Here is a 24,662-nt window from a genome sequence, read left to right on the forward strand (position 1 = left end):
AACAACGACGAGAAGATGGCCGTCATTATTGGTGTGATTATTAGCTTACTCACCGCCTTTTGGATCATTTTTTATAACGTATAAGAATTTGCACATTTTTTCCTTTGCTGGTCGGGGTGTGACATAATTAGGGCAAAATCAGTAGTTTAGAAAGGAAGTTTCGTGATGAAACACTATGATGAAATTTTAATTGGTTCAGGGCCCGCAGCATACAAGATGTCCAATTTGTTAGCCAAGACCGATCACCAAGTATTAGTAATTGACGGTTTTGAATTTGGGGGAACGTGTCCTAACTATGGCTGTGAACCCAAAATTTTCCTCGAAGGGGCCGTCCGGAACGTCTTGCAATCGCAACAGCTAGTGGGGCATGGAATCAGCCACCCCGCCACTCTTGATTGGCAACAACTCATGCAGTCTAAGTTAGATCGGTTTGATCCCTGGCCGGCAGAAACTAAAGAAATCATTGCCAAAACCCATGATGTTGAGACGGGCTATGCGGAATTTCTTGATGATCAAACTGTGCAAGTCAATGGTCACCAGTACCAAGCCGACCATATTATCATTGCGACTGGGCAAACCCCGAACTTGTTGGAAATTCCGGGGCAAGAATACCTCCACACGAGTTATGATGTGCTGTCTTTAAAGGAGTTACCCAAGAAGATGACCTTCATTGGTGCCGGTTTTGTTTCATTGGAACTCGCGACCCTCGTGGCAGCAGCCGGTGCTGAAGTAACCGTGATTGTCCATTCTGATCGGGTTCTACGCAGCTTCCCTCAGGATGAGAGCCAAACTTTGGTCAAAGCTATGCAAGAACGGGGCATTCGTTTCATGTTTAACACGAATACCCAAGCGGTGCAGAAGACGACAGTTGGCTTAGAAATTCACACTGATCAAGGCGTGATCAAGACTGATTATGTCGTAGATGCGACGGGGCGCCACCCGAATATTGATCGCCTCCATTTGGACCGGACTGGAATTCAGTCTGACCGTCACGGAATCGCCGTTGATAACCACCTGATGACGACTGTGAAGGATGTTTATGCAATTGGTGACGTGGTTAGTCGGCGTGAACCCAAATTGACCCCAGTTGCTGAATTTGAAGGTCAATATTTATTTGATTACTTAACGGGCAGGACCACAGAGTTAATTTCCTACCCGACGATTGCTAAGGCCGCCTTTACCTATCCAGTGGTTGCTGCAGTGGGTATTAACCCGGATGAGGTGGCAGATGATCCTCGATACCGGATTGAAAGGGAGCCGTTGAAGTACGGTAGTTTGTATGCTGGTCAGAATGATCAAATTAGTGAATTGACGCTCGTGTTTAAGGGCGGCCAACTGGTCGGTGCCAGTGAGGTTGATGAGCACGCCGCGGATGACATTAATAATTTTGCACCAGTGATTGGGTTGTCAATTACCGGTGAACAGTATCGCCAAGCGGTCATTAACATTTACCCAGCATTAGCCGACAAAGTTGGTGGATTATTATAGGATATTTCCCGGGAAAACATAGTAGCAACCATTAGTTGCGGAAATGCAAGGAATCAGTAACTAATTGGTGGAAGTGAAGTTCTTGTCTGCTCCGTTGTTCAATGGAATAATGATAAAAAAACGAAGGAGATTAAGAATGGAAGTTAAATTAGCACAACAACTGGTTCAACTGAGGACCGCGCACCATTATTCTCAAGAACAACTTGCTACCCGCTTGGCTGTCACAAGGCAATCAGTTTCCAAATGGGAGAGCGGTACGAGTATTCCGGATTTACCGAAATTAGTGCAAATTGCCCAATTATACCAAGTTTCTTTGGATGAATTAGTTTTAGGAAAAAAACCGCTAGAGCAGCCACAACCGGTACTTACCGGTTGGCAGTTTCTATCTCAACATAAATATGGCATGGCGATTGTCGGAATTGTTATATTTGGGATGATTTGCGGCATTATTACGCTGATTGCAGCATTATTCTAATTAGTAAAAAAGGATCGAGTCGACGCTCGATCCTTTTTTACTAATTAGTCTTTTCTTTTAGGTATTTACTCTTGATTAAAATGTCCCGCGAATGGGCATCGGCTGGGTAGTAGCCCTTATTAAACTTATGCCGGAAGTACATCATATTGTAGAAGAAGGCAAAAATTAAGGCTGGCCAGGGGAAAGTTAGTAGAAAGTTCAATTTAAAAAAGAGTGCCACCAGTACGTAATCGGCGGCTAATACTAATTCCAGGAAAAAGTTATAGTAGTCACCGCGGAACAGTGCTGGTAGTGGTCCAAACCAGAAGGTGGTCCAGGAAATCCCTACCTTAGCAATCCGAAGATCACCTTGGTCATTTTTAATTTTCGCATAGTTTGGTGGAATGGGGAGATTGTTAAAAATGTTGTTAGGATCATTGTTATTATTGTTATTTCCAAATGGATTTTGCAATGCGAACCCTCCTTTTACCTAGATACATATCATATCATAAGAACGGCTGACTTCCTAATGATCACGCCATTAATTGCGGCGATCTACGAAAAAATCCAAAAAAATTAAAAATCGTGTTGACAAAAATTAGAATTAAATTATAATTACTCATAATTAATTAATCGAATTAACAAACATATCGAAAAGCAGAGTACGAATTGGAGATCTCAAGAGAGCTTCTGGTTGGGTGAAAAGAAGTGGTTGAAAATTCCGAAGATGGGCTTGGAATGGTACCAGTGATCATAACTGGTAACGGAGTTGCACACGTTATTAGTGCAAGGTTGTACGGAGGAATCATCCTCCTGGTAACCTGCTGAGGCTAGGTTCGTGAGGATCTAGTGAACTAAAGGTGGCAGCGCGAGAAATCGTCCTTTATCTAGAGATGGATAAGGGACGATTTTTTTGTTCATCACGGTTTTGGTTAGCTCGTTAATTCGAACGCAATTATTAATTGAGAAGGAGATTTTGATTATGAAGAAGAGGAAACATACAGGATTAATTTGGACGATTGTCATTATTGCAATTATCGTGATTGGTGGGATTGTGGGCTTTGCTCATCATCGTCAAACGCAATCAAAGACGGTTACTGTTGGGGTGGTTGGATTAACTAACGAACAGCAAAAGATTTGGGACCAAGTTAATAAAACTGCTCAAAAGAAGTATGGTGTGACCGTGAAGGTTAAAAACTTCTCTGATTACAACCAACCAAACAAGGCGGTGCAAAATGGGGATGTTGATCTGAACGCCTTCCAACACTATGCATACTTGAAGTCATGGAATAAGGCTAATCATGGTAGCTTAGTTGCCATTGGTCGGACCGTGATTGCTCCAATTCGTCTTTACTCTAAGAAGTACAAGAGCTTGAAGGATTTGCCAGATGGCGCCACGATTGCGATTCCAAACGATGCCTCTAACGAAAGTCGGGCATTGTACGTTTTGAAGAATGCCGGTTTGATTACTCTGAAGAAGGGAAAGGGCAGTTTGGTAACTGTTGCTGACATCAAGAAGAACCCGAAGAACTTGAAGATCAAGGAATTGAGTGCTGAACAAACTGCGCGGTCACTCAGTGACGTTGATGCTGCGGTAGTTAACAATACTTACGCTACGCCAGCGGGCCTTGGTGATAAGCAAACAATCTATGTTGAACCACTGAACAGTGATTCTAAGCAATGGATTAACATCATCGTTGCGAAGAAGTCTGATGCTAATAAGCAAGCCTACAAGGACGTTGTGAAGGCATTCCAAACTACTCAAGTAAAGAAGCTTTACCAAAAATACTACGGTGACACTGAAAAGACCGCTTGGGACTTGAAGTTAAAGTAATTAGCAGTAAGGAGAGGTAGAATATGGCGAACATCATTGATTTAGACAATCTGAGCGTGACTTTCCACCAAAAGAAGGGGAAGGACGTAAAGGCGGTTCAACACGTGAACCTCAAAGTTGAAAAGGGAGATATTTACGGGGTTGTCGGTTATTCTGGTGCTGGTAAGTCCACATTGGTGCGGACGATCAATTTATTGCAAAAGCCAACTGAAGGTTCCGTTACCGTTGCTGGAACGGTCCTTTTCAAGGATGGTCAACAACAAATTGATAATAAGGAATTACAAGATAAGCGGCGAAATATCGGGATGATCTTTCAACACTTCAACCTGTTAAATGAAACGACGGTTGCCGAAAATGTGTTGTTTGCCTTAAAACATTCTGACCTGTCTGATGAGGATGCGGAAGCGAAAGTGCTGAATTTGTTGGATTTAGTAGGGTTAAAGGATAAAGCCAATGCCTATCCGGTCCAACTATCAGGTGGTGAGCAACAGCGGGTGGCGATCGCGCGGGCATTAGCCAATGATCCAGAAATTTTAATTTCTGATGAAGCAACGTCAGCTTTGGATCCCCGCAATACGAACCAAATTCTTGATCTGTTAAAAGACCTGAACAAAAAATTGGGTCTCACGGTCGTCTTGATCACTCACGAAATGGATGCTGTCAAGCGAGTTGCTAACAAGATCGCTGTTATGCAACACGGGGTCATCGTGGAACAAGGTAATTTGCGAGACGTTTACCTACGGCCAAAGGAAGAGCTGACGCGACAATTTGTTGGTGGTTCGCTTGCAGCTATCGAAACCTTACGGGCCTTTAACTTGGGTCACTTGGCACCGAATGAACAGCTTTTCCAAGTGGTCTTCAGTGCTGGTAACGTCACGAAATCTATCATCTTGGAACTGTACAAGAAGCTGGGCTTGGATGTATCAATGCTTTATGGGAACATCGAAGTATTGGGTGATGAACCAGTCGGGACAATGTTTATCTTGGTGAAGGGTGATCATGAGCAACTTAACCAAGTTGTCGAATTATTGAAGGATCAAGACGTGGAAGTAACGAAGATTGACGATCGGGGGATTTGGAATGACTGAGTTTTTAACGAAATATTTACCAAACGTGGCCAACCTTGGTTGGGACGGTGACACTGGCTGGGGGACTTCCATTTGGCAAACCATTTACATGACCTTCTGGCCAGCAATCTTTGGTGGCATTCTTGGGTTAGTATTTGGTGTCGTCCTCGTAATTACAAAACCTGGCGGGATTTTAGAAAACCGCTTCTGGTTTGGCTTCTGTGATAAAGTAGTTTCCCTCTTCCGGGCCATTCCGTTCATTATTTTACTGGCCTTTATTGCTCCGTTCACCCAATTAATTGTGGGAACGCAAATTGGGACGACCGCGGCTTTAGTTCCACTGTCACTCGGGGTCTTTCCTTTCTACGCTCGTCAGGTTCAAGTAGCCTTAGAAAGTGTTAACGAAGGGAAGGTTGAAGCAGCTGAAGCACTGGGTGCTACTAATACCGATATCATTTTTGAAGTTTACCTGCGGGAAGCTCGTTCAGAATTGGTCCGGGTTTCTACGGTAACGTTAATTAGTTTGGTTGGTTTAACTGCCATGGCCGGAGCCATTGGTGCTGGTGGTTTAGGTAACACCGCGATTTCATACGGTTACAACCGATTTAATAATGACGTAACGATTGTTGCAACGATTTTGGTGCTGTTATTAGTGGTCATCATTCAATTAGTTGGTGACTGGCTTGCTAAGCGGTTGAATCACCAAAGTCGTTAATCACGGTAGGAAGGCGATTAGATGGAAAGAGAAGAGCAGGTCAAGGTTTTAGAGGACCTCATTAAAATTAATTCGGTCAATGGCAATGAGCTTGACGTTGCTAAGTATTTGCAACGACTATTTGCTATTCATGGGATCGAGGCCCAAATTGATGAGTTTGGTAACCGGCGGGCCAACTTAATTGTTGACTTTGGTGAAGGTCCAAACGTGTTTGGTGTCACCGGCCACATGGATACTGTTGCGGTCGGTGATGAAGGAAAATGGGCCTCCAACCCATTTGAACCCCGTCGTGATGGCGATCGCTTGTATGGCCGTGGTGCGGCGGATATGAAGAGTGGCCTCGCAGCCGAAGTGATTGCCTTGATTGAATTACATGACGCCCATCAATTGCCTACTGGTCACGTTCGCTTTATTGCGACTGCTGGTGAAGAGTACGGGACGCCAGGTGCCAATCGCCTGGAAGCAAACGGGGTCGCTAAGGATTTAATTGGCCTCCTTGTCGGCGAACCAACGAGTGGTAACGTGATTTTTGCCCATTCTGGGAGTATGAACTACCAAATTACGAGTGTCGGGAAAGCAGTTCATTCTTCGCAGCCGGAAAACGGGATCAACGCCATTGATGCCCTAGTCGATTACTGTGTGAAGGAGCGGACGCTCTTTGATGATGCACCGGTGGACCAATACTTAGGCACGGTCAAACACAGTGTCACCGTGATTAATGGTGGTGACCAAGTCAACACGATTCCTGACCACGCTACCATCCAAGGAAACATTCGGCCAACGAAGGCTTTTGACAATGGCCACGTTGTTACAAAGATTCAAGAAGCTGTGGAGGCAATTAACGCTGCTGGACAAGGTCAGCTGACCTTCGAATTAATTCATAACTTCCGGCCAGTTGCTTCTGATCCACAAGGCCGATTTGCTCAATTAGCCCTGCAGGCTTCACAAGCGTCCTATCAACAACTAGCGGATCATTCTCAGCCCCAATTAAAGACGATCAATGGGGCGACGGATGCCAGCGTGTTTGTAAAGCATAATCCTGACTTGCCAGTGGTAGTGCTTGGGGCAGATGATTGGGATATTGCTCACCAAATTAATGAATACACTACGCTATCAAGCTATTTAGCAACGATTGCCACCTACCAGACAATTATTAAACACTTCTTTGATTAAATATTTCCTGGGAAATAAAAGGACGGCCATTTGGCCGTCCTTTTTAGTGGGATGATTGATTTAAACTGAGTTTCACAACTGCTTCACAGCGTGGAGTTTGTGGCATCATATCAACTGGTTGAATATAATCCACTCGGTAAGTTGGGACAAGCCGCGCTAAATTACGGGCGAGTGAAGCCATGTTGCAGGAAACGTAGGCAAATTTAGTTGGCTTTTCAGCGAGAATCTGATCAATTAATTTTTGGTCCAGCCCGGTGCGTGGCGGGTCAACGACCAAAGCGTCAAAGTGACGGCCTTCAGCACGCCACTTCGGAAGTAAGTCTTCGGCTGAGCCGACCTCATATGTGGCATTCGTAATGCCGTTCAGCTCTGCATTACGGTTGGCGTCCGCCACTGCCTCGGGAATAGTTTCCATGCCAATGACTGCTTTTACTCGGTTAGCGAGTGCCAAACCGATGGTGCCAATCCCAGCATAGGCATCAACTAAAGTGTCATCGCCAGACAGTTCCATGGCTTTAGCCGCTTCTTCGTATAATGTTTCTGTTTGGTAAGGGTTCAATTGAAGAAACGAACGGGCTGACAAAATAAAGTCAAGGCCCATCAAACTTTCGGTAATGTAATCTTTCCCAGCGAGGTTAATGGTCTCTTCGCCCCATACAAGTGGCGTATCTCCTGGATTAATATTTTGCATGACTGAAGTTACTTGAGGAAACTGCTCTTCAATAAAGGTGAGCAGTAGGTGCTTCTTCAGTAACTTTTTGCTATTAGTAATAAAGGTAACTTGGAGTTCGTGAGTGGCCGCTGATTCACGAATGACGATGGTCTTGAGAATTCCACTATTATTCGTTTCATCGTAAAGTGGGATGTTTAATTCGGCGACTTTCTGTACTAAGGGCCGCATGACCTCCATAATACCGGGCATTTGCACCGCACAGGTTTCCATATCGACGACCTCATGAGTGCCAGATTTGTACAACCCGGCGACGACCTGACCATTTTGCTGGCGAATTTGAAACTGGGCCTTGTTTCGGTAACCATATTGGTGTTCGGAACCGATCGTCTCGCGGACAGGGTAGTGGCGGTAACCCAGCGGTTTGAATTTAGCCAGGCTTTCTACCACCATTTTGCGTTTATAACGGAGTTGAGCCGGGTAGCTTAAATTTTCAAATTCAAAGCCACCGGCTTCCATGACGTAATCATCGCGTGGTTCAACCCGGTCAGGGTTGGGCTTTTTCAATCGATGAATTGTCGCTTCGAGGTAACGAGGATGAACCTTTGTCACCTCCGCAACGATAACCTCGTTAGGTAGCGCGCCAGGGACAAAGCAGACCTTGTGTTTAAAATAGCCAATTCCTTGACCTTCCACTCCTAATTTTTTAATGGTCAACGGGAACCGATCACCAACCTGAACTTCTACGGGTTCTTGAGTGTGGGAATGACGTGGTTGTCGTGAACGCTTGTTGAATGGTGCAGACATGTGAAAGCCTCCTTTTAATCGTGATGATAACGATTTTCTATTTTAGCACATTTTACCCACAAAAAAATTTGCAAAAGGGTATTGACAGATTATTAAAATTTAATTAGAATGTTCACATAAATTAATTATTCGAACACAATGAGAAAGAAGAGTAGGTGTGCTAAACCGCAAGCGAATCCCGTTTGGTGAGAGGGGAACGGTGATTAGTTCATCGAAAATCACTTTCGAGTCTGGATTGTCCAAGGTCCAGTGGTATGACACCCATTACCGTGTTAGCGTATCGCAGAATGATTTCTGCTGCACGTATTAAGGTACTGACAGTAATGTTAGTATAACCAAAGGGTGGTACCGCACACAGTGTCCCTTGACTGAGCAAATGCTTGGTCAAGGGACTTTTTTGTTGGGTTCGGAGTTAACTGATTTGCAATATTGGAGGGAAAAATATGGATGATTTAGCATCACACAAGTTAACGACGAAACAATATTTAGTCGTCAGTTCGCTACTATTTGGTTTGTTCTTTGGGGCCGGGAACCTGATTTTCCCTCTGCACCTCGGACAGTTAGCTGGTGGCCACTGGGTTGGGGCCACGGTTGGTTTTCTATTGACGGGGGTGCTATTACCACTACTGTCAGTGCTGGCAATTGCGGTCACCTGTTCAGAAGGGGTTTATGACATCGGTCGTCCGCTGGGGGTTAGTTTTGCACTTGTGTTTATGGTTTTAATCCACGCCACGATCGGACCACTCTTTGGAACACCGCGGACGGCTTCCGTTTCCTTCACGGTTGGGGTGGCACCGTTTGTTCCTAAAGCGGATCAAAAACTCGCCTTATTAGTCTTTTCAGCCGTCTTCTTCTTGTTGGCATTTGCATTTTCCTACCGTGAAAATGATATTCTTTCGAACGTTGGTAAAGTTTTAAACCCAATGTTTTTGGCATTACTATTTGTGATGTTCATGGTGGCGTTCTTGCGGCCGATGGGGAACCCAATGACAGCTCATGGTACCGCTGCTTACCTGCACGCATCAGTGGTGAATGGGTTCTTACAAGGGTATAACACGATGGATGCGCCAGCTGGGCTAGCCTTTGGAGTCACGGTGGTTCATGCGGTGCGTCAAATGGGTCAAAAGCGTGAGAAAGATGTGGCCAAAGTGGTTGGTAAGTCCGGCGTCTTAGCCATGAGTATGGTGGCCTTGGTATATGTCTTGCTAATCGTAGTGGGTGCAATGTCACTGGGCCACTTTAAGTTATCTGCTGATGGTGGGGTGGCCTTTACTCAAGTGGTTAATTACTACGGTGGGGCTTTTGGTCAAGTTGTTTTAGCTGTTTTGATCACGGTCACTTGTTTAACCACTGCTGTGGGGCTCGTGGCGGCCTTTGCACAAGATTTCCATAAGCATTTCCCTAAGGTTTCTTACCACACTTGGTTAGCATTAACGACCTTGGCTTCCTTCTTGGCAGCTAACTTTGGCTTAGACACGATCATCTCTTGGTCAACGCCAATGTTAATGTTCCTTTACCCATTGGTTCTGGTATTGATCCTTTTATCGGTATTCTCACCACTGTTTAATCGTGACGGTGCAGTTTACTTCTTTGTGGTCTTGTTTACGGTGGTGCCTGCTTTATGTGACATGGTAGTCACTTTCCCGAAGGTAGTGAGTGCAAGTGCCTTTGGGAAAGGCGTGGCAGCCTTCCGGGAACACTTACCATTAGCTAGCCTGGGCTTATCCTGGTTAGTTCCAGCCTTAGTTGGGTTGGTATTAGGTTTAGCAGTTCACTTCTACCGTGTCCGGGTTCGGACGGCGGCAATGGATAAAGATTAAAGTATGCAAAAGGCGCAGCGTCACAGAATTGACGTTGCGCCTTTAGTGATTATTTGATGTGATGTTCACTCTTGAATTGTTGCAAATTCTTTTGGGTTGGCTTTAAATTCAACCAATCCTTCGAGAGGAAGGCATCATTCATCTTGTAATTCGGTTGTGGCTGTTTCTTTTCTAAGAATGGTGCGGTTTGCCGATCAAAGTCAACCCATCCGGCCCAGCCGATATGGATAGTGTCTTGCATAAAACCATTTTCGCTTCCCTTGTGGGAGTAATCAATAATGTTATTGAATCCTTGGGCACGAAGTTGGGTTTTAATCTTGCGAACGGTTTGGTAGTACATCTTCATTGGCATGCCGGTATGTTTTTCCCATTTTGCATTGACCGGAGTAATCATGAAAATGACGTTGGTATTTGTCCGTTGGAACTGTTTTAAGACAACTTCCAAGTCGCCGTATTCTGGCGATTGCGTGTAATTAAAATGCCGTTGTGAATCAGCGGTCCGTTTAATCTTGCCACGCATTCGCTTGTTGTAGAAGGCGTTCAGCACCCCAAACGGGTTATTGTTAGAAGCCTGATCATGTTCTTTAACCGCGTTGGCAGATAAGTCCGCATAATTTAACTGGTTGGGCAGTAATTTGATTTTGGGCTTAATCCGGGTGTCGTAGTTATCTTTAATAAAGAAACCGGAAAATAAATTATCCTCGTGGTGGAGGAGGGTGATTTTAGAATTGATGACAAAGCGGTCCCATTTACTGAGGGACTTTCCTTGACTAATTTTAGTGGCATAGCTACCAACTGAACCGTCATGGCCGAGTAATTGGAGCAAGCGTTTAGCAGTATAGCGGTCGTATGGTGATTTTGGGTTAGCTTGTTGGACCCACATTAAATTAGCATAGGAACCGTTATAGTACTTAAAAGCGGAAGCCATGACCCCTTGTTTAACAAACCATTGGGGGGAAATGACGAAAACTGCTTTTTTATTCTGCATTTGTTTGGACATCATTGTCATATTAAATAGTTGGGGAAGCGATTGAGTCCCCCGTGATCCAAACAGGAACGGCCGGTATGAGTGGTACTTGGCTGCCATGACGGCAGGGTGATACCGGTCCATCCGGTTAAATTCACTGGAGCCAAAGAATGGGACGTATTTAGTATGACGGTCACTTAAGGCTTGGACCTTTAACGAGCGGTTTTTGAAAACCGTTGGGCTGAGGGAAACGGCAGCCTTTTGCTCGGTCTTAGCAGAGTGATGACCTGACCAAGGCAAGCAAAAGAAAATAAATACTAAAACTAAAGCAACAATCACTGGGCCAAAGATTGACCACAGCTTTTTCTTGTTAGTCATTTTGTAATTCCTTTACCCGATCAGTAATCTTATCAACAGAACTCCAGGCACTCCGGTCAAATTCAGAAACTGGGACTTGGATGTCAAATTCGTCTTGAAGTGACAGTAAAAATTGAACGGTGGCCATTGAATCAAGTAAACCATCAGCGTAAAGGTCAGCACTTGTGTCAGCAAAATCACTTGCGTCACGGCCAGTTGCTTGTGCTAATAAATCTTGAATTTGTTCTTTCATGATAAAATCCTCCAAATAGATATTAATTACGTATTATTTCATTGCTGCGGGACTGAACCATAGGGTATTCAAGAACCCACAGAAGATTAAGAAACCAAAGACAACAAAGTTAAATGTGATAAACCCAGCGATAAACTTCGTCAGTTTTGTGGATTTTAAATTCTTGAAGTGTTTTCGTTTATACCGCAACCACCAATCGTTGGTTACAAGGGCGAAACCATGCAAGAACCCATATAGGATATAATACCACGTTACCCCGTGCCAGAATCCCATCACGACCATGTTTAACATGTAGGCGATGGAAGACAGGACATTCCGGTTTTTGAACCAGCGTTTCTTAGTTGCTAAGAATACGAACCGCATGAAAATATAATCACGGAACCAGAATGAAAGGGTCATATGCCACCGGTTCCAGAATTCCTTGATATTCTTGGAAAGGAATGGCTTGTTGAAGTTCATTGGGGTTTCAACACCCATGATGTAACTGATGGCAACGGCAAACAGTGAGTAGCCGGCAAAGTCGAAGTACAGATCACCAGTGTAGACATAGGCGACTCCGGCAACCCACCATGAAAGGTGAGGAGCGTGCGCCATCGCCTGCTGTTCAACGTATGGTAACCACCGCTGAGCAAAGAAGTAGTCAACAACAAATTTATAAACGAACCCGATGAAGAGGTACAAAACGGCCTTTTCGAGGAGGCTCAGATATTTTTCCCGACTAGGGACCTTCTGGTAATCCTTTGAGAAACGCCGGTACCGGTCAATTGGCCCAGAGGTGATGGTTGGCATGAAGGCCATGAAGCGGATGAATTTCCACCAGTTAATATCCTTAATCGCGCCATCACGGGTTTCGATGATCGTTCCCGCTGCCCGGAAGGTTAAGTACGAAATCCCTAAAAAGCCGAGCAACGAATTATGACCAACCATTGCTGGAGTAAATTTCACGATGATGATTGGTAACAGGGATAAGAAGACGGTCACGTAAAAGACCATACTGTTGTTTTTCTTTTGCCGGTAATGGAAATACCACATCACTAGACAAGTTTGATAGATAATGTAGGCGATTAACGATAACGCCTGCTTATAGTCGTGGCCATCAAACATGAAGAAAATGAAGATGAAGCTAATTAATGCTTCGTACCACTCGAACCGTTTTCCAAAGTACAAACCGATCCCCATTGGTAACAAGGCAATCAGCAAGTAGATAAAGTAGGTTGGTGTGCCGTATGCAGAAAAGTTCGGTAAGCTTGCAAACCAATTAACCATTATTTGTTAGCCTCCGCAATCAATTCCTTAACAGCAATCTTGCCATTGGCGGAAGTTGGGTAACTATCAACATAGATAAATTGGGTTGGCATCATGTAATCCATGATCTTATCAGCCAAACTGCTGCGAATGGCCTTTGTTAATTCGGCTTCGGTTGCGAAATCATTTGGTTGGGCAATGACATAAGCAATCAAATGGGTTGCTTTACCATTTTTATCGTACTTCGGTACCGCAACAGCTTGCTTGATGTATTGACTCATTTCCAAGCTGGACCGGACTTCATCTAATTCAACCCGGAAACCATGAAGCTTAATTTGGAAGTCCATCCGCCCAATGATGTGGCGAAGACCGTCAGCTGAGATGTATCCCGCATCACCGGTCCGGTAGGACTGTTGACCATTAAACTTAAAGAAGTTTTTGGCAGTTTTTTCGGGATTATTGAGGTAGCCGGCGGCCACGCTGTCACCGGAGATGATGATTTCACCGTGTTTGCCAGGTTCAGTAATTTGCTGGTTACCATCCCAAATGGTAGTTGTCACACCGGGTTTATCATAGCCAATTGGCAACCGCTTGGTGTTCTTGACCATTTCCTTAGTAATCTCACAACTAGTAACGGCCACGGTTGCCTCAGTCGGTCCGTAGGTGTTGTAAATATGGGCATTTGGGAACTTTTGGAAAAGTCGCTTAACCGTTGAAACGGTCAGTTCTTCACCACAGAAGACGAATTTTTCAAGGTCGGGCATTTTTTCGGCATTAAAATCAGGACTAAGTAACAGTAATTCCGCAAAGGAAGGGGTCCCGAAGAAAACGTTGATCTTGAGATCTGGTAAAACCTTAAAGAGTTGACCAAAGTTTTGAACGACCTTTACCGGAATGGCCTTCACGGTTGCTCCAGAGAGCATCCCAACTAACCAATAGAAGTGGGAAATGTCAAATGAGAACGGTGGTTGACCAAGGAACGTGGCTTCGTGCGGAAGGTTAAAGTCGTCACCTAACATCCAGTTGGCAAAGCTCGTGATGTTGTTGGCGCTAATTTCGATTCCTTTCGGTGAACCAGTAGTGCCGGAAGTGAACAAGATGTAAAAGGTGTCATCATCCTTAACTTCGTGGCTCAATTGGTAGGAAGTTTTTTTATCCATAATTTGTTGTAATTCAAAGAGGTTGAGAACCTGACCATCATAATCGAGGTCTTGGTCAGGAAATTCATCAACTGCCACTACTAGTTTAGGTTGGGCAGTGTTAATGATGGATTGCATTCGTGGTAAAGCAGAGCCCGTTTCGACGGGAATATAGGCGTGCCCAGCTTTTAAGCCTCCCAAGAAACCAGCAACCATTTCAAATTGGTGGTCGCCGTAAAACATAATCGGGCTGCCCGCTGGAATGTTACTACTATCTAACCAAGCAGCAAATGAGTTGGACGCAGTAATTAAATCTTCATAAGTATGTGTCGTGCCCATTTCATCGAAATATACTTTATCAAGATGTTGTTGAGCACTTTGATCAATTTCAGAGACAATATTTGTAACCAAAACTCTTTCCTCCATTAAAATTCGTTATAAATGAATGGGGCTTGCCCAGCACCAAAGTAACCATACAGGTAAATCAAGGCTACTAATACAACGAAATAAAAGATTGTCTTCAGAATAAAAGAAGATACTGGATGATCTTTAAGCATTGCTATGCCATCCTTTCGTGGACAAAAAATAAGGGGGTCATTTCAACATTAATGAGAAATCACCCTATTTTTAAAATATCATTCGATATTATACAGCAATGAACTGGCAGGTGTAAACGAATGCGAACAAAGAAATAATGATCCTTAAGCGGATGTTTTATCGCTGCTACGATTTTGTTATAATTGGCCCTGAAAGCAAACGAATGTTTGGAGGAAAAACCATGCGCTTTTTACATACTGGTGACTGGCATATCGGTAAAAATTTGGCTGGCTTTAATCTCTTGGCTGACCAGCACGCCACCTTTGAAACAATTCTGCAAATTGCTAAAGATGAACAGGTCGATGCAATGGTAGTGGCGGGCGACCTTTATGATCGCTCCATTCCTAGTGAAGCAGCGATTCAAGAATTGTCCAATCAATTAACGACGATCAACTTAAAGCAACAGCTTCCCCTCTTGGCCATCAGCGGTAATCATGATTCGGCGACCCGACTAGGGGTTGGTCGGCAGTGGTTTACTAGTCAAAATTTCTATTTGAATACCGATTTCAATCAGGCGTTTTCTCCAGTCCAGATTGCAGATACCCAGTTTTATCTTTTACCATTTTTTGGGATTCAGGAAGTGCGCAATTATTTTCATGATGAGCGAATTCGCGATGTTAACAGCGCGATGAAGCGGATTGTTGCAGAAATGAGGAAATCCTTTGATTCGGCTCTCCACCAAGTCTTAGTGGCCCATTTCTTTGCTGCCGGTAGTCACCGCACGGCTGAATCAGAAACGATGATTGAAGTTGGAGGCCTTAGTGCCGTCGACACCTCATTACTTCACGACTTTGATTATGTTGCCTTAGGACACCTTCATAATCGGAACGCTTTGCATGAAGAACGGATCCGTTACAGTGGCTCGCCGATGAAGTTCTCGGTTTCTGAAGCCAAGATGGAGAAGGGCGTTTGGATTGTGGACACAGCTCCATTTACGATTAAGTGGGTTCCAATTGCTCCTGTTCATGATATCCATATTTTGGAAGAGTCGATGAAGACACTGACTGATCCAGATTTTGCCCAGCAATTCCCCCGGGACGATTACTATGCAATCCGCTTACTGGATCGGGAAATCATTCCGGATGTGATGAATCGCTTACGCGAGTATTATCCACAGATTCTGAACTTAGGACGTAAGTATGGCTTTGAGAATCCACAAACAGCAGCACGCCAAATTGAACAACAGCTGGCTCCAGACCAACTGTTTGAAAATTTCTTTGAACAAACCCTGGGGCAAAAGCCCAGCACTGCCCAAATGAAATTAATTCACCAAACGTTAGAACAAGTAGAGAAGGATAGACGATAATGCAGCCAATAAAACTTCGCCTCCGATATTTTGGGCCATATCGGGATCAGCTAATTGATTTTACGAAACTTAACCAGACACCGATTTTTTTAATTAGTGGGAACACTGGGAGCGGAAAAACGACCATTTTTGATGCGATGTGTTTTGCGCTGTTCGGTCAAACGACGAATGATCAGGACCGTGATGCGGCGGCATTGCGCTCGGATTTTGCCCCTGATGATCAAGAAACTATTGTGGAGTTTACCTTTGCTCATCAAGGAAAGACCTACCAAATTACTAGGAAGCCTAAACAAACGCTAGTGGGGCGAGGGGACAGGCTTGTGGAACACGGCACCAAAGTCAGCCTGGTTTATCCGCTAGAAAGCGATCAACCTGAAGAAATTACAAAAGTTAGTGAGGCCAATGCTTACATTGAAAAACTATTAAATTTAACCCGGACCCAATTTAAACAAATCATTTTATTGCCACAGGGGAAATTTCGCCAATTTTTAGCATCCAGTAGTAGCGACAAAGAAGCGTTACTCAGAGATCTATTCGATACCAACCTATATGAACAATGGACTCAGGTGTTAAAGCAGCGTTTAGCTGAGCAACGAAAACAAAATCAAACCGTAGCAACGAAGATTACCACTTTGAAGGAGAATTTGAGTGATGTTAACAGCCAACTTTCAGCGGATGAGTGGCGTCACCAAGTTCAGCAGTTATTGGCGGCAAAAGAACAGGATCAACAAAATATTTCCCGGGAAATTAATACTGTTCAAGATCATTACCAAGTATTACAAAAGCGCCTCAATCAAGAACAATCTCTCCGAAAAGCCATTCAAGATCGTCAAAAAACAAGGCGAGAATTAGATCAATTAAATCAACAGGCTGCGCAAATAGCTAAAATTAAAGAAATGATTGGCCGCTTAACATGGTATCGCGAACACCAAACGGCTTATAATGATTGGCAAAATTTGGTAACGAAGTTAGGGCAACAGCGGCAAATGATTGCTGATGAACAGAAAAATCAACAGCAACTAACTTCGCAACAGCAAAAGATAGCAGAACGTTCAAACAAGTTAGAATTACAAGCGGCTGAAATCAATCAAATTCAGGAACAAAAGAATGTTTTGAAAAATCAGTTGCCCCTCTTTGCGCAACAAACGCGGCTCGCTGAGCAGGTTATTGACCAGCAAAAAGTGGTCAAGCGGTTACAAGCTAAACTGACAAAACATCAAACCATTGTCGATCAATCTCAGGAACAATTAGGGCTGAATACCCAAAAATTGACAGCGATGGACAATCCAACTGATCAACAATTAGCGCTGACGAATTCCCAACACCAACTACAAAGTGGTCAGAAATTGTTGGATGATTATGATGAAGATTATCAACGAGAACAGCGGTTGGCTAAACAGGTTGAGAACGTTCATAAAGAATTAACGGAGCAGCAAAAATTAACGGCGCAAGCAGAAACTGATTACGACGATTTAAAGGATGCCCATGCAAGAAGTGAAATCGCCCGTTTGGCCAAGAATTTGAAAGACGGAATCCCTTGTCCGGTATGCGGTTCAACGACCCACCCATGCCCGGCAGTCGTGACGACTGATCGGGTCGTCTCCAATACAGAAGTTGAGGCTGCTAATCAACGATTAAGTCAACTTCAAGAAAAAGCGGCCGCGTTAACGTCACGTCGTACTGAATTGCAAAAACAAATTCAACAGTCTCAAGCGGATCAACGTAAGCAATTACAAGCGTTGACTACTTTAATTGGCGCGGATATTAACACAAGTGAGGAAGCTCATCAGTGGCTGGCAAATACCAAAGGACAAGTTCAGAATGATACAACGCGATTTGCCAAGTCAGCAGCTCATTATCAGAAGCTCCAGACCGAACAGGAGCAATTGACGACTATCGTCGCTGAATCTCAAAAGGTAGTTGAAAAGCTCCAGGCGCAACTCCATCCAGCGGAAATGGAGATGAGTCGGTTAAAGGCGAGTCTCACGACGACCGAAAAAAACCTGCCAAGCGAATTTTCGGATGAGGTGGCGGCCACAAAGCAGCTAGACAAATGGCAGCGAAGCATTACGGATTATAACGAAGAACAGACTCAAGTTCGCCAATTGCAAGGCCAACTAAGTGAACAACTAGCTGCTAGCAAAACAAAACTCACCAGTGCCCAGCAACAAGTAACTTCAGCTGAACAACAAAGTGCCAAGTTGAAAGAGCAGCTATTGGCAGCGCTCAGTGATTTTTCAGCGGACCTGACTTGGGATTTTTGGCAGTGGGCAACGGACCACGTTTCGCAATTAACGAGTTACCAAGAACAAGTTCAAAAATATCAAGAACGACAAGCACGGCTGAATTCACTGCTTCACCGTTTTAACCAACAAATTGGTGATCGTCAACCACCGGAAATTGAGCAAACCACGGCTGAATTAACCCAGGCTTCTGAGCAGCTCAACCAACTCCAACAACGATCCGGTGAACTACAAAATGAATTAAAACAGATTCACTCCGTGGTTGATCAAATTACGGAACTAACTACTCAACAAAACGCAGAATTAGCAAAGATTCAGAATTTACAAACCCTTAGTGATGTCATGAGTGGCAATACTGATAATAAATTAAGTTTGGAACGTTACGTTCTGCAGTCTTATTTAACCGAAGTGTTGCAAGTAGCAAATATTCGGCTGGCATCACTTACGAATGGGCGGTATGCATTTAAACTAAGTGATCAGCAGGGCCGCGGCAATGGTACGAAGTGGAGTGGCTTGGAAATTAACGTCTATGATGATAATGCGGGCCAAGAACGGAGTGCTCGGACCCTTTCCGGTGGTGAAAGTTTTATTGCCTCATTAGCCCTGGCGCTTGGCCTTGGAGAAGTAATTCAAGAGCGCAGTGGTGGAATCCAAGTCGATGCCTTGTTTGTTGATGAAGGCTTTGGTTCTTTGGATCAGGACGCGTTGCAGCAAGCATTAAATGCGCTTGCTTCGATTCAAGGTTACAAGATGATTGGGATTATTAGTCACGTGACGGAATTAGAGCAAGCGGTGCCGAACCAGTTGGAAGTAATTTCAGATCACGGGGTTAGCCATATCAAGTACCATGAAGAATAAATTAGTGAATTCAATTGCCAAATAATGTGGAATGTAATATCATAAGGGCCATAAATAAACACGGATGCATTTTAAGTAGGTTCACAGAGAGCTAGCGAGTGGTGTAAGCTAGCAACCGAAACTCCGGTGCATGAAATGTGGGCAGGTAATGCTGCACGGTGAATGGCCGTTATCCATTTCGAGGGTGACAATTTGATTGTCAAACTTGGGTGGTACCGCGGAACAAGAGCCATTTCGTCCCAAAATATATGGACGGAGTGGCTCTTTTTGATTTGATTGGAGGAAAAACGATGTTAGACATTAAGAAGATTCGTCGTCAACCAGATTGGTTTAAGGAAAAGTTGGCAACCCGGGGAATTAAACCGGAAGAAATTGATGAAGTCCTGGAATTGGATAAGAAACGTCGGGAATTACTTCAAAAGGTAGAAACTCTCAAGGCCCAACGGAATGCGGCATCAAAGAAGATTGGTGAAGCTAAGCGTAATGGGGAATCTGCTGACGAAGCCATTAAAGAAACTCGTGAATTAGGTGACCGAATTAAGGAACTTGATGAGCAAGTAGAAGCTAATGACAAAGTTTTTGATGATAAGATGTCACGCTTGCCTAATGTTCCCCATGATGGTGTTCCAGTTAGCTTAACAGAAGAAGGCTCGGTTGAATTACGGAAGGTTGGTCAAATCCGTGACTTTGGTTTTGAACCTAAGCACCACTGGGATATCGGTGAAAACCTTGGCATTTTAGACTTTGATCGAGCTGGTAAGGTTTCTGGGGCCCGGTTTGTGTACTACCTTGGCTTAGGGGCGCAACTCGAACGTGCCGTTTATAACTTTATGTTGGATGAACACATGAAGGACGGTTACACTGAAGTGATTCCGCCATATATTGTGAATGCCGATTCAATGTACGGAACTGGTCAATTCCCGAAATTCAAAGAAGGGGTTTACCAAGTTAACGGTGAAGATATGACGTTAATTCCGACTGCGGAAGTTCCGTTGACGAACTATTACCGTGGGGAAGTGATTCCAACCGAAGAATTACCAGTTTATGTCACTGCTTTAACGCCATGTTTCCGTTCTGAAGCAGGGGCTGCTGGCCGTGATACCCGGGGATTAATCCGGATGCACCAATTTAATAAGGTGGAAATGGTTAAGTACACGAAACCAGAAGATTCGTGGGATGAATTGGAAAAGATGACAGCAAATGCTGAAAATATTTTGAAGAAGCTGAAGTTGCCATACCACGTTATTACGTTGACCACTAGCGATATGAGTTTTACGGCCTCTGAAACGCACGATTTGGAACTCTGGATGCCTGCACAAAACAAGTACCGTGAAGTTTCCAGTTGTTCAAACTGTCTTGACTTCCAAGCACGGCGGATGCATACGCAATACCGTGATGAGGACGGTAAGCTTCAATACGTTCACACCCTGAACGGTTCAGGATTGGCCGTTGGTCGGACTGTCGCAGCCATTTTAGAAAATTACCAAAATGAAGATGGCTCAGTCACAATCCCTGAAGTATTGGTACCATACATGCATGGGGTTACTAAGATTACGAAGGAAAATGCTGTTCCATTCCGGAACAAAAAGTAAATTGAAATTGACTAAAGGAGCCTGCCGGATCGGTTGGTTCTTTTTGTTTTGAGAGGCCCAATGACCGATTTTTTGACACGATCAAAATAAAGTCAAAAAAATTTAACAAAAAGGGTTGTATTTTTTTTGACCTATGATATTATTATAGACGTCAAGAGGAATTGACCCGTTGGTCAAGTTGGTTAAGACACCAGCCTTTCACGCTGGTAACGTGAGTTCAAATCTCGCACGGGTCATTAGTAAAAGGCTACTTGTTTTCGCAAGTAGCCTTTTTTTACGAATTCGTTAATCTGTGAGTCTTACAAGTATAGGAGTATATAAATGAAATCGACAAAAAATTTGTTGGGGCGGAGTGCCTTCGATCTTAGCGAGACAAAGTATTTTGAGTCTGTTTCAGTAAAAGATATTGCCTCACACGCTCAGGTTGAACGCCAAACTTTTTATTATTATTTTTCAGATAAGTACCAGTGCTTGGCCTTTTATTTACAACAATGGGGGAAACTTCTTGCGGAGCGGGATGGTTCCACTAATTTAGAGCAACATCTCCTGAACTTACTTGACGTAATTCGTAAACACAAAGAAGCAATTATTCATATTACCTACGGTGACCAAGGTTACTCCTTGCTGAGTGCCTTTCTCGACACCGCTTTAAACCAATTTATCCTTCAAAGTGAGGGCAAGAAGCCTACTGATTCACTTGATAAGGGAGCACAATTTTTTGCTTATGGAATTCACGGAATTATTATTGAATGGATCAAGAATGGCATGAGCGATGACCCTTCCACACTCCTGTCTAAAACATTACCAACCTCAACAGAAAGCGTTGATCGACTGTTCTCTGAAGCTTAAATTTTATACATTTTAACCGAAATGTATATATCTTCTCCTTCCGGTAACGGTTACAATAAAATCGTAATCAGATTAATGGATATCCCTGGTTAATGTATTATTTCTGCAATCACAATAGCGCTCATGTGATGGTAGTGAATAAAAGTAGGAGATGGATTATTTTGGCTGAAAATAAACAAGAAGCCACGGACTTAAAGGCAGTCAACCAGATTACTGGTTTCCAACTGTTTTCCATGACCACTTCGATGGTTATGACCGTCTACGGATTTGCTTCATTTGCTAAGCAAGGCGCTACGGCGTTCTTCTTCCTGTTCTTAGCTGGTATTTTATGGTTCTTACCAGTTACTCGTGCCGCCGGTGAAATGGCCTCAGTTGATGGCTGGTCTAAAGGTGGTGTGTTTACCTGGGTTGGCCACATGTTTGGTGATAACTCTGGTTTTACTGCATTGTTCTATCAATGGGTCCACATTACCGTTGGTATGAACACGATGATGATGTTCATTATTGCTTGTTTCTCAGCAAGTTTGAGCTGGTCAGGCATGTATGACAACGTCTGGATTCGTTACATTTTCATTTTGATCATTATTTGGGGACTTATTGCTCTTCAACAACGTGGTACTAAGTTCACTGGTAAGATCGCGCAATGGGGATTTACATTAGGTGTTATTATTCCAGTATTCTTCTTACTTTTCCTGTTTGCGGCTTACCTCTTAACTGGTCACCACATGTTGATCACGATTAACTGGCACACGATTTTCCCTAAGTCCTGGACCGGGAGTGTGTTAGTTGGATTTGTTCCGTTTATTTTAGCTTTCGCTGGTGCTGAAGGTTCTGCTCCTCACGTTAAGAACTTGAAGGACCCAAAGGCTTACTCTAAGGTTATGTTAGCATTAGCAATTGCCGCTATCTGCTCCGATATCATTGGTTCAATGTCAATTGCTGCAACGATTCCTAACGACCAAATTCAATTGAGTAACGGAATTGTTTTCGCTTACGGTTCCCTTGCTTCAATGTTCCACATGTCAGGTATTTTCATTCAAAAGTTAACTGGGATTCTGTTAGCACTTGGTGTGCTGGCTGAAATCAGTAGCTGGGTTGTTGGTCCAAATGCCGGGATGCACGAAGCTGCTCAAAAGGGCTTCCTTCCTGCACGGTTTGCTAAGTCTAACAAGAACGGTATTGGTACAAATGTCATGATTCTTCAAGGGATCATCGTATGTATCGTTGGTGCATGGTTAACCTTCGGTGCTGGTGGTAACAAGAACGATATCAGTTTCCAAACTGCCATGAGTTTAACTGTTGCCATTTACCAATTGATGTACTTGATGATGTTTGCAGCATACTTCAAGTTGGTTAACAAGCATGATGACTTACACCGGACTTGGGTTGCTTCACGTTCTAAGTTAATGAAGAACTTATACGCAATCTTTGGTTTCGTATTAAGTGCATTTGCTTTAATCGTTACCTTCTTCCCACCTGCAGGCTACTCCACGGCTCAACAACACACTTACTTAATGCTGTTGATTGTTGGTTTCGTCATTGTCTTCATTGTTCCATTTATTATGCTTCGTTACCGTAACAAGTGGACTAAGCAAGTCAAGGACGCCGGTCTGTTTGATGATGAAGATTAATTATTAATTTAAGTTGATTTAGATTATGAAACCCTGAAAGGGGGAATTGGAGAACGAAGTTAGTAGTTGTCTGATTTGAAAAAGTAGTAGTCACATGTTTGTTACTATAGGTTTTACACAAAAGGAGGGGAAGGAATTAGTTGGCTACTAATTCCGAAACTAATATGGCTGATATTAATGACGCTTTAGAGCAAAACTGGTTAGGTAGCGTTGAAGCTGGTGAACATTTACCAGAAGAAACGATGCCAGAAAAGGCAATGAACCCAAACGTTGCTGAACAATTGATTCAACACTTCCGTTTGAACGAAGCAAAGGCTAACCAAAACTTAGCAACCTTCTGTTCCACCCAAATGGAACCACAAGCTGACAAGTTGATGGCTAGTGCAATGAACACTAACGCAATTGACAAGTCTGAATACCCAAAGACTGCCGCAATGGAAGACCGTTGTGCTGCTATGATTGGCCACATGTGGGGTATTCCTGAAAATGAAAAGTTCCGGAAGGACTTCATTGGTACTTCAACCGTTGGTTCATCTGAAGCATGTATGTTAGGTGGACTTTCCATGCTCTTCTCATGGAAGCACCGTGCTAAGGCTAACGGCATTGACATTGATGACCTTCACAACCACAAGCCAAACATGATCATTGGTTCTGGTTACCAAGTTGTTTGGGAAAAGTTCTGTACTTACTGGAACGTTGAAATGCGTCAAGTTAAGTTGGAACACGGTACTAATGAATCTAGCCTGAACATCGAAAAGGCAATGTCATTAGTTGACGAAAACACGATCGGGATTGTTGCTGTCTTCGGTATTACCTTTACTGGTGAAATTGATGACGTTCAAGCACTTGATGCTGAAGTTACTAAGTACAACGAAGCTCACAAGGACATGCCAATTAAGATTCACGTTGATGCTGCTTACAACGGTTTCTTTGCACCTTGGGTTGATGGCTTCAAGCCTTGGGACTTCCGTCTGAAGAACGTTGCTTCAATCAACGTTTCTGGTCACAAGTACGGAATGGTTTACCCTGGTTTAGGTTGGACGATCTGGCGTAAGAACGACTACGAACACCTTCCAAAGGAAATGCGGTTCTCCGTACCATACCTTGGTGGTTCAGTTGACTCAATCGCTATTAACTTCTCCCACTCCGGTGCTCACATTGTAGGTCAATACTACAACTTGATCCGGTTTGGTAAGGAAGGCTTCCGTGCCGTTATGGAAAACGTTCGGAAGGTATCTACTCACCTTAGTGAAGTTTTGAAGGCTACTGGTTACTTCGAAATGATCACCGATGGTTCTCTTCTTCCTATCAACACTTGGAAGCTTCGTGATGACGTTGATGTTAAGTGGAACCTTTATGACATGGAAGATGCCCTTCGTTCATACGGTTGGCAAGTTCCTGCATACCCACTTCCAAAGGATCGTGACGACGAAACCGTTGAACGGATCGTTGTTCGTCCAGGAATGGATATGACGATTGCTGATGACTTTGCTGAAGACCTTAACCAAGCCATTGCTGACTTGAACAAGAAGTTCAACTAGTCATTTTAAGGGCACTCCTTAAATCAACAGTTAATTAATAACTCAAAAGCCTTTTG

The 24,662-nt window shown here is 43.7% G+C and carries 20 protein-coding genes, 1 tRNA gene and 1 other annotated feature; of the genes, 14 read left to right on the forward strand and 7 right to left on the reverse strand.

Annotated elements, in window-relative coordinates; translation table 11 throughout:
- Positions 1–165: 165 nt before the first annotated feature.
- Both NFR43_RS02250 and NFR43_RS02255 read left to right on the forward strand, forming a co-directional pair.
- On the forward strand, positions 166–1,488 hold the full coding sequence (locus NFR43_RS02250; protein ID WP_251546035.1) for a dihydrolipoyl dehydrogenase family protein: 1,323 nt from the start codon (positions 166–168) through the stop codon (positions 1,486–1,488).
- 136 nt (positions 1,489–1,624) lie between these two features.
- Complete coding sequence (locus tag NFR43_RS02255; RefSeq protein ID WP_251546037.1) at positions 1,625–1,963, forward strand: helix-turn-helix transcriptional regulator; 339 nt, start codon at positions 1,625–1,627, stop codon at positions 1,961–1,963.
- Positions 1,964–2,003: 40 nt separating this feature from the next.
- Here NFR43_RS02255 and NFR43_RS02260 read toward each other — a convergent pair whose 3' ends face one another.
- Positions 2,004–2,414 (reverse strand): hypothetical protein, encoded by a 411-nt coding sequence (locus NFR43_RS02260; RefSeq protein ID WP_251546039.1) that lies wholly within the window; start codon positions 2,412–2,414, stop codon positions 2,004–2,006.
- A 169-nt stretch (positions 2,415–2,583) separates the two neighbouring features.
- Positions 2,584–2,829: a binding site (T-box leader), on the forward strand.
- Between the two features lie 95 nt (positions 2,830–2,924).
- Between NFR43_RS02260 and NFR43_RS02265 the strand changes: the two genes are divergently transcribed.
- From NFR43_RS02265 to NFR43_RS02280, 4 genes are read left to right on the forward strand one after another with little or no spacing between them, the layout of a single operon-like run.
- A complete protein-coding gene (locus tag NFR43_RS02265; protein ID WP_251546041.1) occupies positions 2,925–3,776 on the forward strand; it encodes a MetQ/NlpA family ABC transporter substrate-binding protein in 852 nt (283 codons plus the stop codon).
- A gap of 23 nt (positions 3,777–3,799) precedes the next feature.
- The gene (locus NFR43_RS02270) at positions 3,800–4,864 is read left to right on the forward strand and encodes a methionine ABC transporter ATP-binding protein (protein ID WP_251546043.1); all 1,065 of its coding nucleotides are present in this window, start codon (positions 3,800–3,802) and stop codon (positions 4,862–4,864) included.
- Complete coding sequence (locus NFR43_RS02275; RefSeq protein ID WP_251546045.1) at positions 4,857–5,558, forward strand: methionine ABC transporter permease; 702 nt, start codon at positions 4,857–4,859, stop codon at positions 5,556–5,558. The genes NFR43_RS02270 and NFR43_RS02275 overlap by 8 nt, the downstream gene beginning before the upstream one ends.
- A 21-nt stretch (positions 5,559–5,579) precedes the next feature.
- Positions 5,580–6,731: an ArgE/DapE family deacylase gene (locus NFR43_RS02280; RefSeq protein WP_251546047.1), complete on the forward strand. Its 1,152-nt coding sequence runs from the start codon at positions 5,580–5,582 to the stop codon at positions 6,729–6,731.
- Between the two features lie 43 nt (positions 6,732–6,774).
- Here the strand turns inward: NFR43_RS02280 and rlmD are convergent, their stop codons facing one another.
- Entirely contained in the window at positions 6,775–8,208 is a 1,434-nt protein-coding gene (gene rlmD, locus NFR43_RS02285; RefSeq protein WP_251546049.1) for a 23S rRNA (uracil(1939)-C(5))-methyltransferase RlmD, read from the reverse strand.
- A gap of 443 nt (positions 8,209–8,651) precedes the next feature.
- On the opposite strand from rlmD, the gene brnQ reads away from it, so the two are divergent.
- A complete protein-coding gene (brnQ, locus tag NFR43_RS02290) occupies positions 8,652–10,028 on the forward strand; it encodes a branched-chain amino acid transport system II carrier protein (protein ID WP_251546051.1) in 1,377 nt (458 codons plus the stop codon).
- A 49-nt stretch (positions 10,029–10,077) separates the two neighbouring features.
- Here the strand turns inward: brnQ and dltD are convergent, their stop codons facing one another.
- From dltD to NFR43_RS02315, 5 genes are read right to left on the reverse strand one after another with little or no spacing between them, the layout of a single operon-like run.
- Positions 10,078–11,373 (reverse strand): D-alanyl-lipoteichoic acid biosynthesis protein DltD, encoded by a 1,296-nt coding sequence (gene dltD, locus NFR43_RS02295; protein WP_251546053.1) that lies wholly within the window; start codon positions 11,371–11,373, stop codon positions 10,078–10,080.
- Entirely contained in the window at positions 11,366–11,605 is a 240-nt protein-coding gene (dltC, locus tag NFR43_RS02300; protein ID WP_251546055.1) for a D-alanine--poly(phosphoribitol) ligase subunit DltC, read from the reverse strand. The genes dltD and dltC overlap by 8 nt, the downstream gene beginning before the upstream one ends.
- A gap of 33 nt (positions 11,606–11,638) precedes the next feature.
- The gene (dltB, locus tag NFR43_RS02305; protein ID WP_251546057.1) at positions 11,639–12,871 is read right to left on the reverse strand and encodes a D-alanyl-lipoteichoic acid biosynthesis protein DltB; all 1,233 of its coding nucleotides are present in this window, start codon (positions 12,869–12,871) and stop codon (positions 11,639–11,641) included.
- The gene (gene dltA, locus NFR43_RS02310; protein WP_251546059.1) at positions 12,871–14,400 is read right to left on the reverse strand and encodes a D-alanine--poly(phosphoribitol) ligase subunit DltA; all 1,530 of its coding nucleotides are present in this window, start codon (positions 14,398–14,400) and stop codon (positions 12,871–12,873) included. Before dltA ends, dltB begins: the two co-directional genes overlap by 1 nt.
- A gap of 14 nt (positions 14,401–14,414) precedes the next feature.
- Positions 14,415–14,546, reverse strand: coding sequence for a teichoic acid D-Ala incorporation-associated protein DltX (locus tag NFR43_RS02315; RefSeq protein ID WP_251546061.1), 132 nt, complete (start codon positions 14,544–14,546; stop codon positions 14,415–14,417).
- A gap of 221 nt (positions 14,547–14,767) precedes the next feature.
- On the opposite strand from NFR43_RS02315, the gene NFR43_RS02320 reads away from it, so the two are divergent.
- The 7 genes from NFR43_RS02320 (at position 14,768) to NFR43_RS02350 (ending at position 24,606) form a co-directional block, all read left to right on the forward strand.
- Positions 14,768–15,892, forward strand: a complete 1,125-nt coding sequence (locus NFR43_RS02320) for an exonuclease SbcCD subunit D (RefSeq protein ID WP_251546063.1) — start codon at positions 14,768–14,770, stop codon at positions 15,890–15,892.
- Positions 15,892–18,993, forward strand: a complete 3,102-nt coding sequence (locus NFR43_RS02325) for an AAA family ATPase (RefSeq protein ID WP_251546065.1) — start codon at positions 15,892–15,894, stop codon at positions 18,991–18,993. Before NFR43_RS02320 ends, NFR43_RS02325 begins: the two co-directional genes overlap by 1 nt.
- Positions 18,994–19,283: 290 nt before the next feature.
- Positions 19,284–20,585, forward strand: coding sequence for a serine--tRNA ligase (serS, locus tag NFR43_RS02330; RefSeq protein WP_251546067.1), 1,302 nt, complete (start codon positions 19,284–19,286; stop codon positions 20,583–20,585).
- Between the two features lie 163 nt (positions 20,586–20,748).
- Positions 20,749–20,821 (forward strand) — tRNA-Glu (locus NFR43_RS02335).
- A gap of 85 nt (positions 20,822–20,906) precedes the next feature.
- On the forward strand, positions 20,907–21,434 hold the full coding sequence (locus NFR43_RS02340) for a TetR/AcrR family transcriptional regulator C-terminal domain-containing protein (protein WP_251546069.1): 528 nt from the start codon (positions 20,907–20,909) through the stop codon (positions 21,432–21,434).
- Positions 21,435–21,667: 233 nt separating this feature from the next.
- Entirely contained in the window at positions 21,668–23,065 is a 1,398-nt protein-coding gene (locus NFR43_RS02345; RefSeq protein ID WP_251546218.1) for an amino acid permease, read from the forward strand.
- A 164-nt stretch (positions 23,066–23,229) separates the two neighbouring features.
- The gene (locus NFR43_RS02350) at positions 23,230–24,606 is read left to right on the forward strand and encodes a glutamate decarboxylase (RefSeq protein ID WP_251546219.1); all 1,377 of its coding nucleotides are present in this window, start codon (positions 23,230–23,232) and stop codon (positions 24,604–24,606) included.
- The last annotated feature ends 56 nt before the right edge of the window (positions 24,607–24,662 follow it).

Source organism: Limosilactobacillus caecicola, from assembly GCF_943192935.1.
GTDB classification, from domain to species: Bacteria; Bacillota; Bacilli; order Lactobacillales; family Lactobacillaceae; genus Limosilactobacillus; species Limosilactobacillus caecicola.

Excerpts from the sequence above, each read along its gene's own strand:
- NFR43_RS02250 (WP_251546035.1), top strand. The coding sequence starts at position 166 with ATGAAACACTATGATGAAATTTTAATTGGTTCAGGGCCCGCAGCATAC.
- NFR43_RS02255 (WP_251546037.1), top strand. The coding sequence starts at position 1,625 with ATGGAAGTTAAATTAGCACAACAACTGGTTCAACTGAGGACCGCGCAC.
- NFR43_RS02265 (WP_251546041.1), top strand. The coding sequence starts at position 2,925 with ATGAAGAAGAGGAAACATACAGGATTAATTTGGACGATTGTCATTATT.
- NFR43_RS02270 (WP_251546043.1), top strand. The coding sequence starts at position 3,800 with ATGGCGAACATCATTGATTTAGACAATCTGAGCGTGACTTTCCACCAA.
- NFR43_RS02275 (WP_251546045.1), top strand. The coding sequence starts at position 4,857 with ATGACTGAGTTTTTAACGAAATATTTACCAAACGTGGCCAACCTTGGT.
- NFR43_RS02280 (WP_251546047.1), top strand. The coding sequence starts at position 5,580 with ATGGAAAGAGAAGAGCAGGTCAAGGTTTTAGAGGACCTCATTAAAATT.
- rlmD (WP_251546049.1), bottom strand. The coding sequence starts at position 8,208 with ATGTCTGCACCATTCAACAAGCGTTCACGACAACCACGTCATTCCCAC.
- brnQ (WP_251546051.1), top strand. The coding sequence starts at position 8,652 with ATGGATGATTTAGCATCACACAAGTTAACGACGAAACAATATTTAGTC.
- dltD (WP_251546053.1), bottom strand. The coding sequence starts at position 11,373 with ATGACTAACAAGAAAAAGCTGTGGTCAATCTTTGGCCCAGTGATTGTT.
- dltC (WP_251546055.1), bottom strand. The coding sequence starts at position 11,605 with ATGAAAGAACAAATTCAAGATTTATTAGCACAAGCAACTGGCCGTGAC.
- dltB (WP_251546057.1), bottom strand. The coding sequence starts at position 12,871 with ATGGTTAATTGGTTTGCAAGCTTACCGAACTTTTCTGCATACGGCACA.
- NFR43_RS02315 (WP_251546061.1), bottom strand. The coding sequence starts at position 14,546 with ATGCTTAAAGATCATCCAGTATCTTCTTTTATTCTGAAGACAATCTTT.
- NFR43_RS02320 (WP_251546063.1), top strand. The coding sequence starts at position 14,768 with ATGCGCTTTTTACATACTGGTGACTGGCATATCGGTAAAAATTTGGCT.
- NFR43_RS02325 (WP_251546065.1), top strand. The coding sequence starts at position 15,892 with ATGCAGCCAATAAAACTTCGCCTCCGATATTTTGGGCCATATCGGGAT.
- serS (WP_251546067.1), top strand. The coding sequence starts at position 19,284 with ATGTTAGACATTAAGAAGATTCGTCGTCAACCAGATTGGTTTAAGGAA.
- NFR43_RS02340 (WP_251546069.1), top strand. The coding sequence starts at position 20,907 with ATGAAATCGACAAAAAATTTGTTGGGGCGGAGTGCCTTCGATCTTAGC.
- NFR43_RS02345 (WP_251546218.1), top strand. The coding sequence starts at position 21,668 with ATGACCACTTCGATGGTTATGACCGTCTACGGATTTGCTTCATTTGCT.
- NFR43_RS02350 (WP_251546219.1), top strand. The coding sequence starts at position 23,230 with ATGGCTGATATTAATGACGCTTTAGAGCAAAACTGGTTAGGTAGCGTT.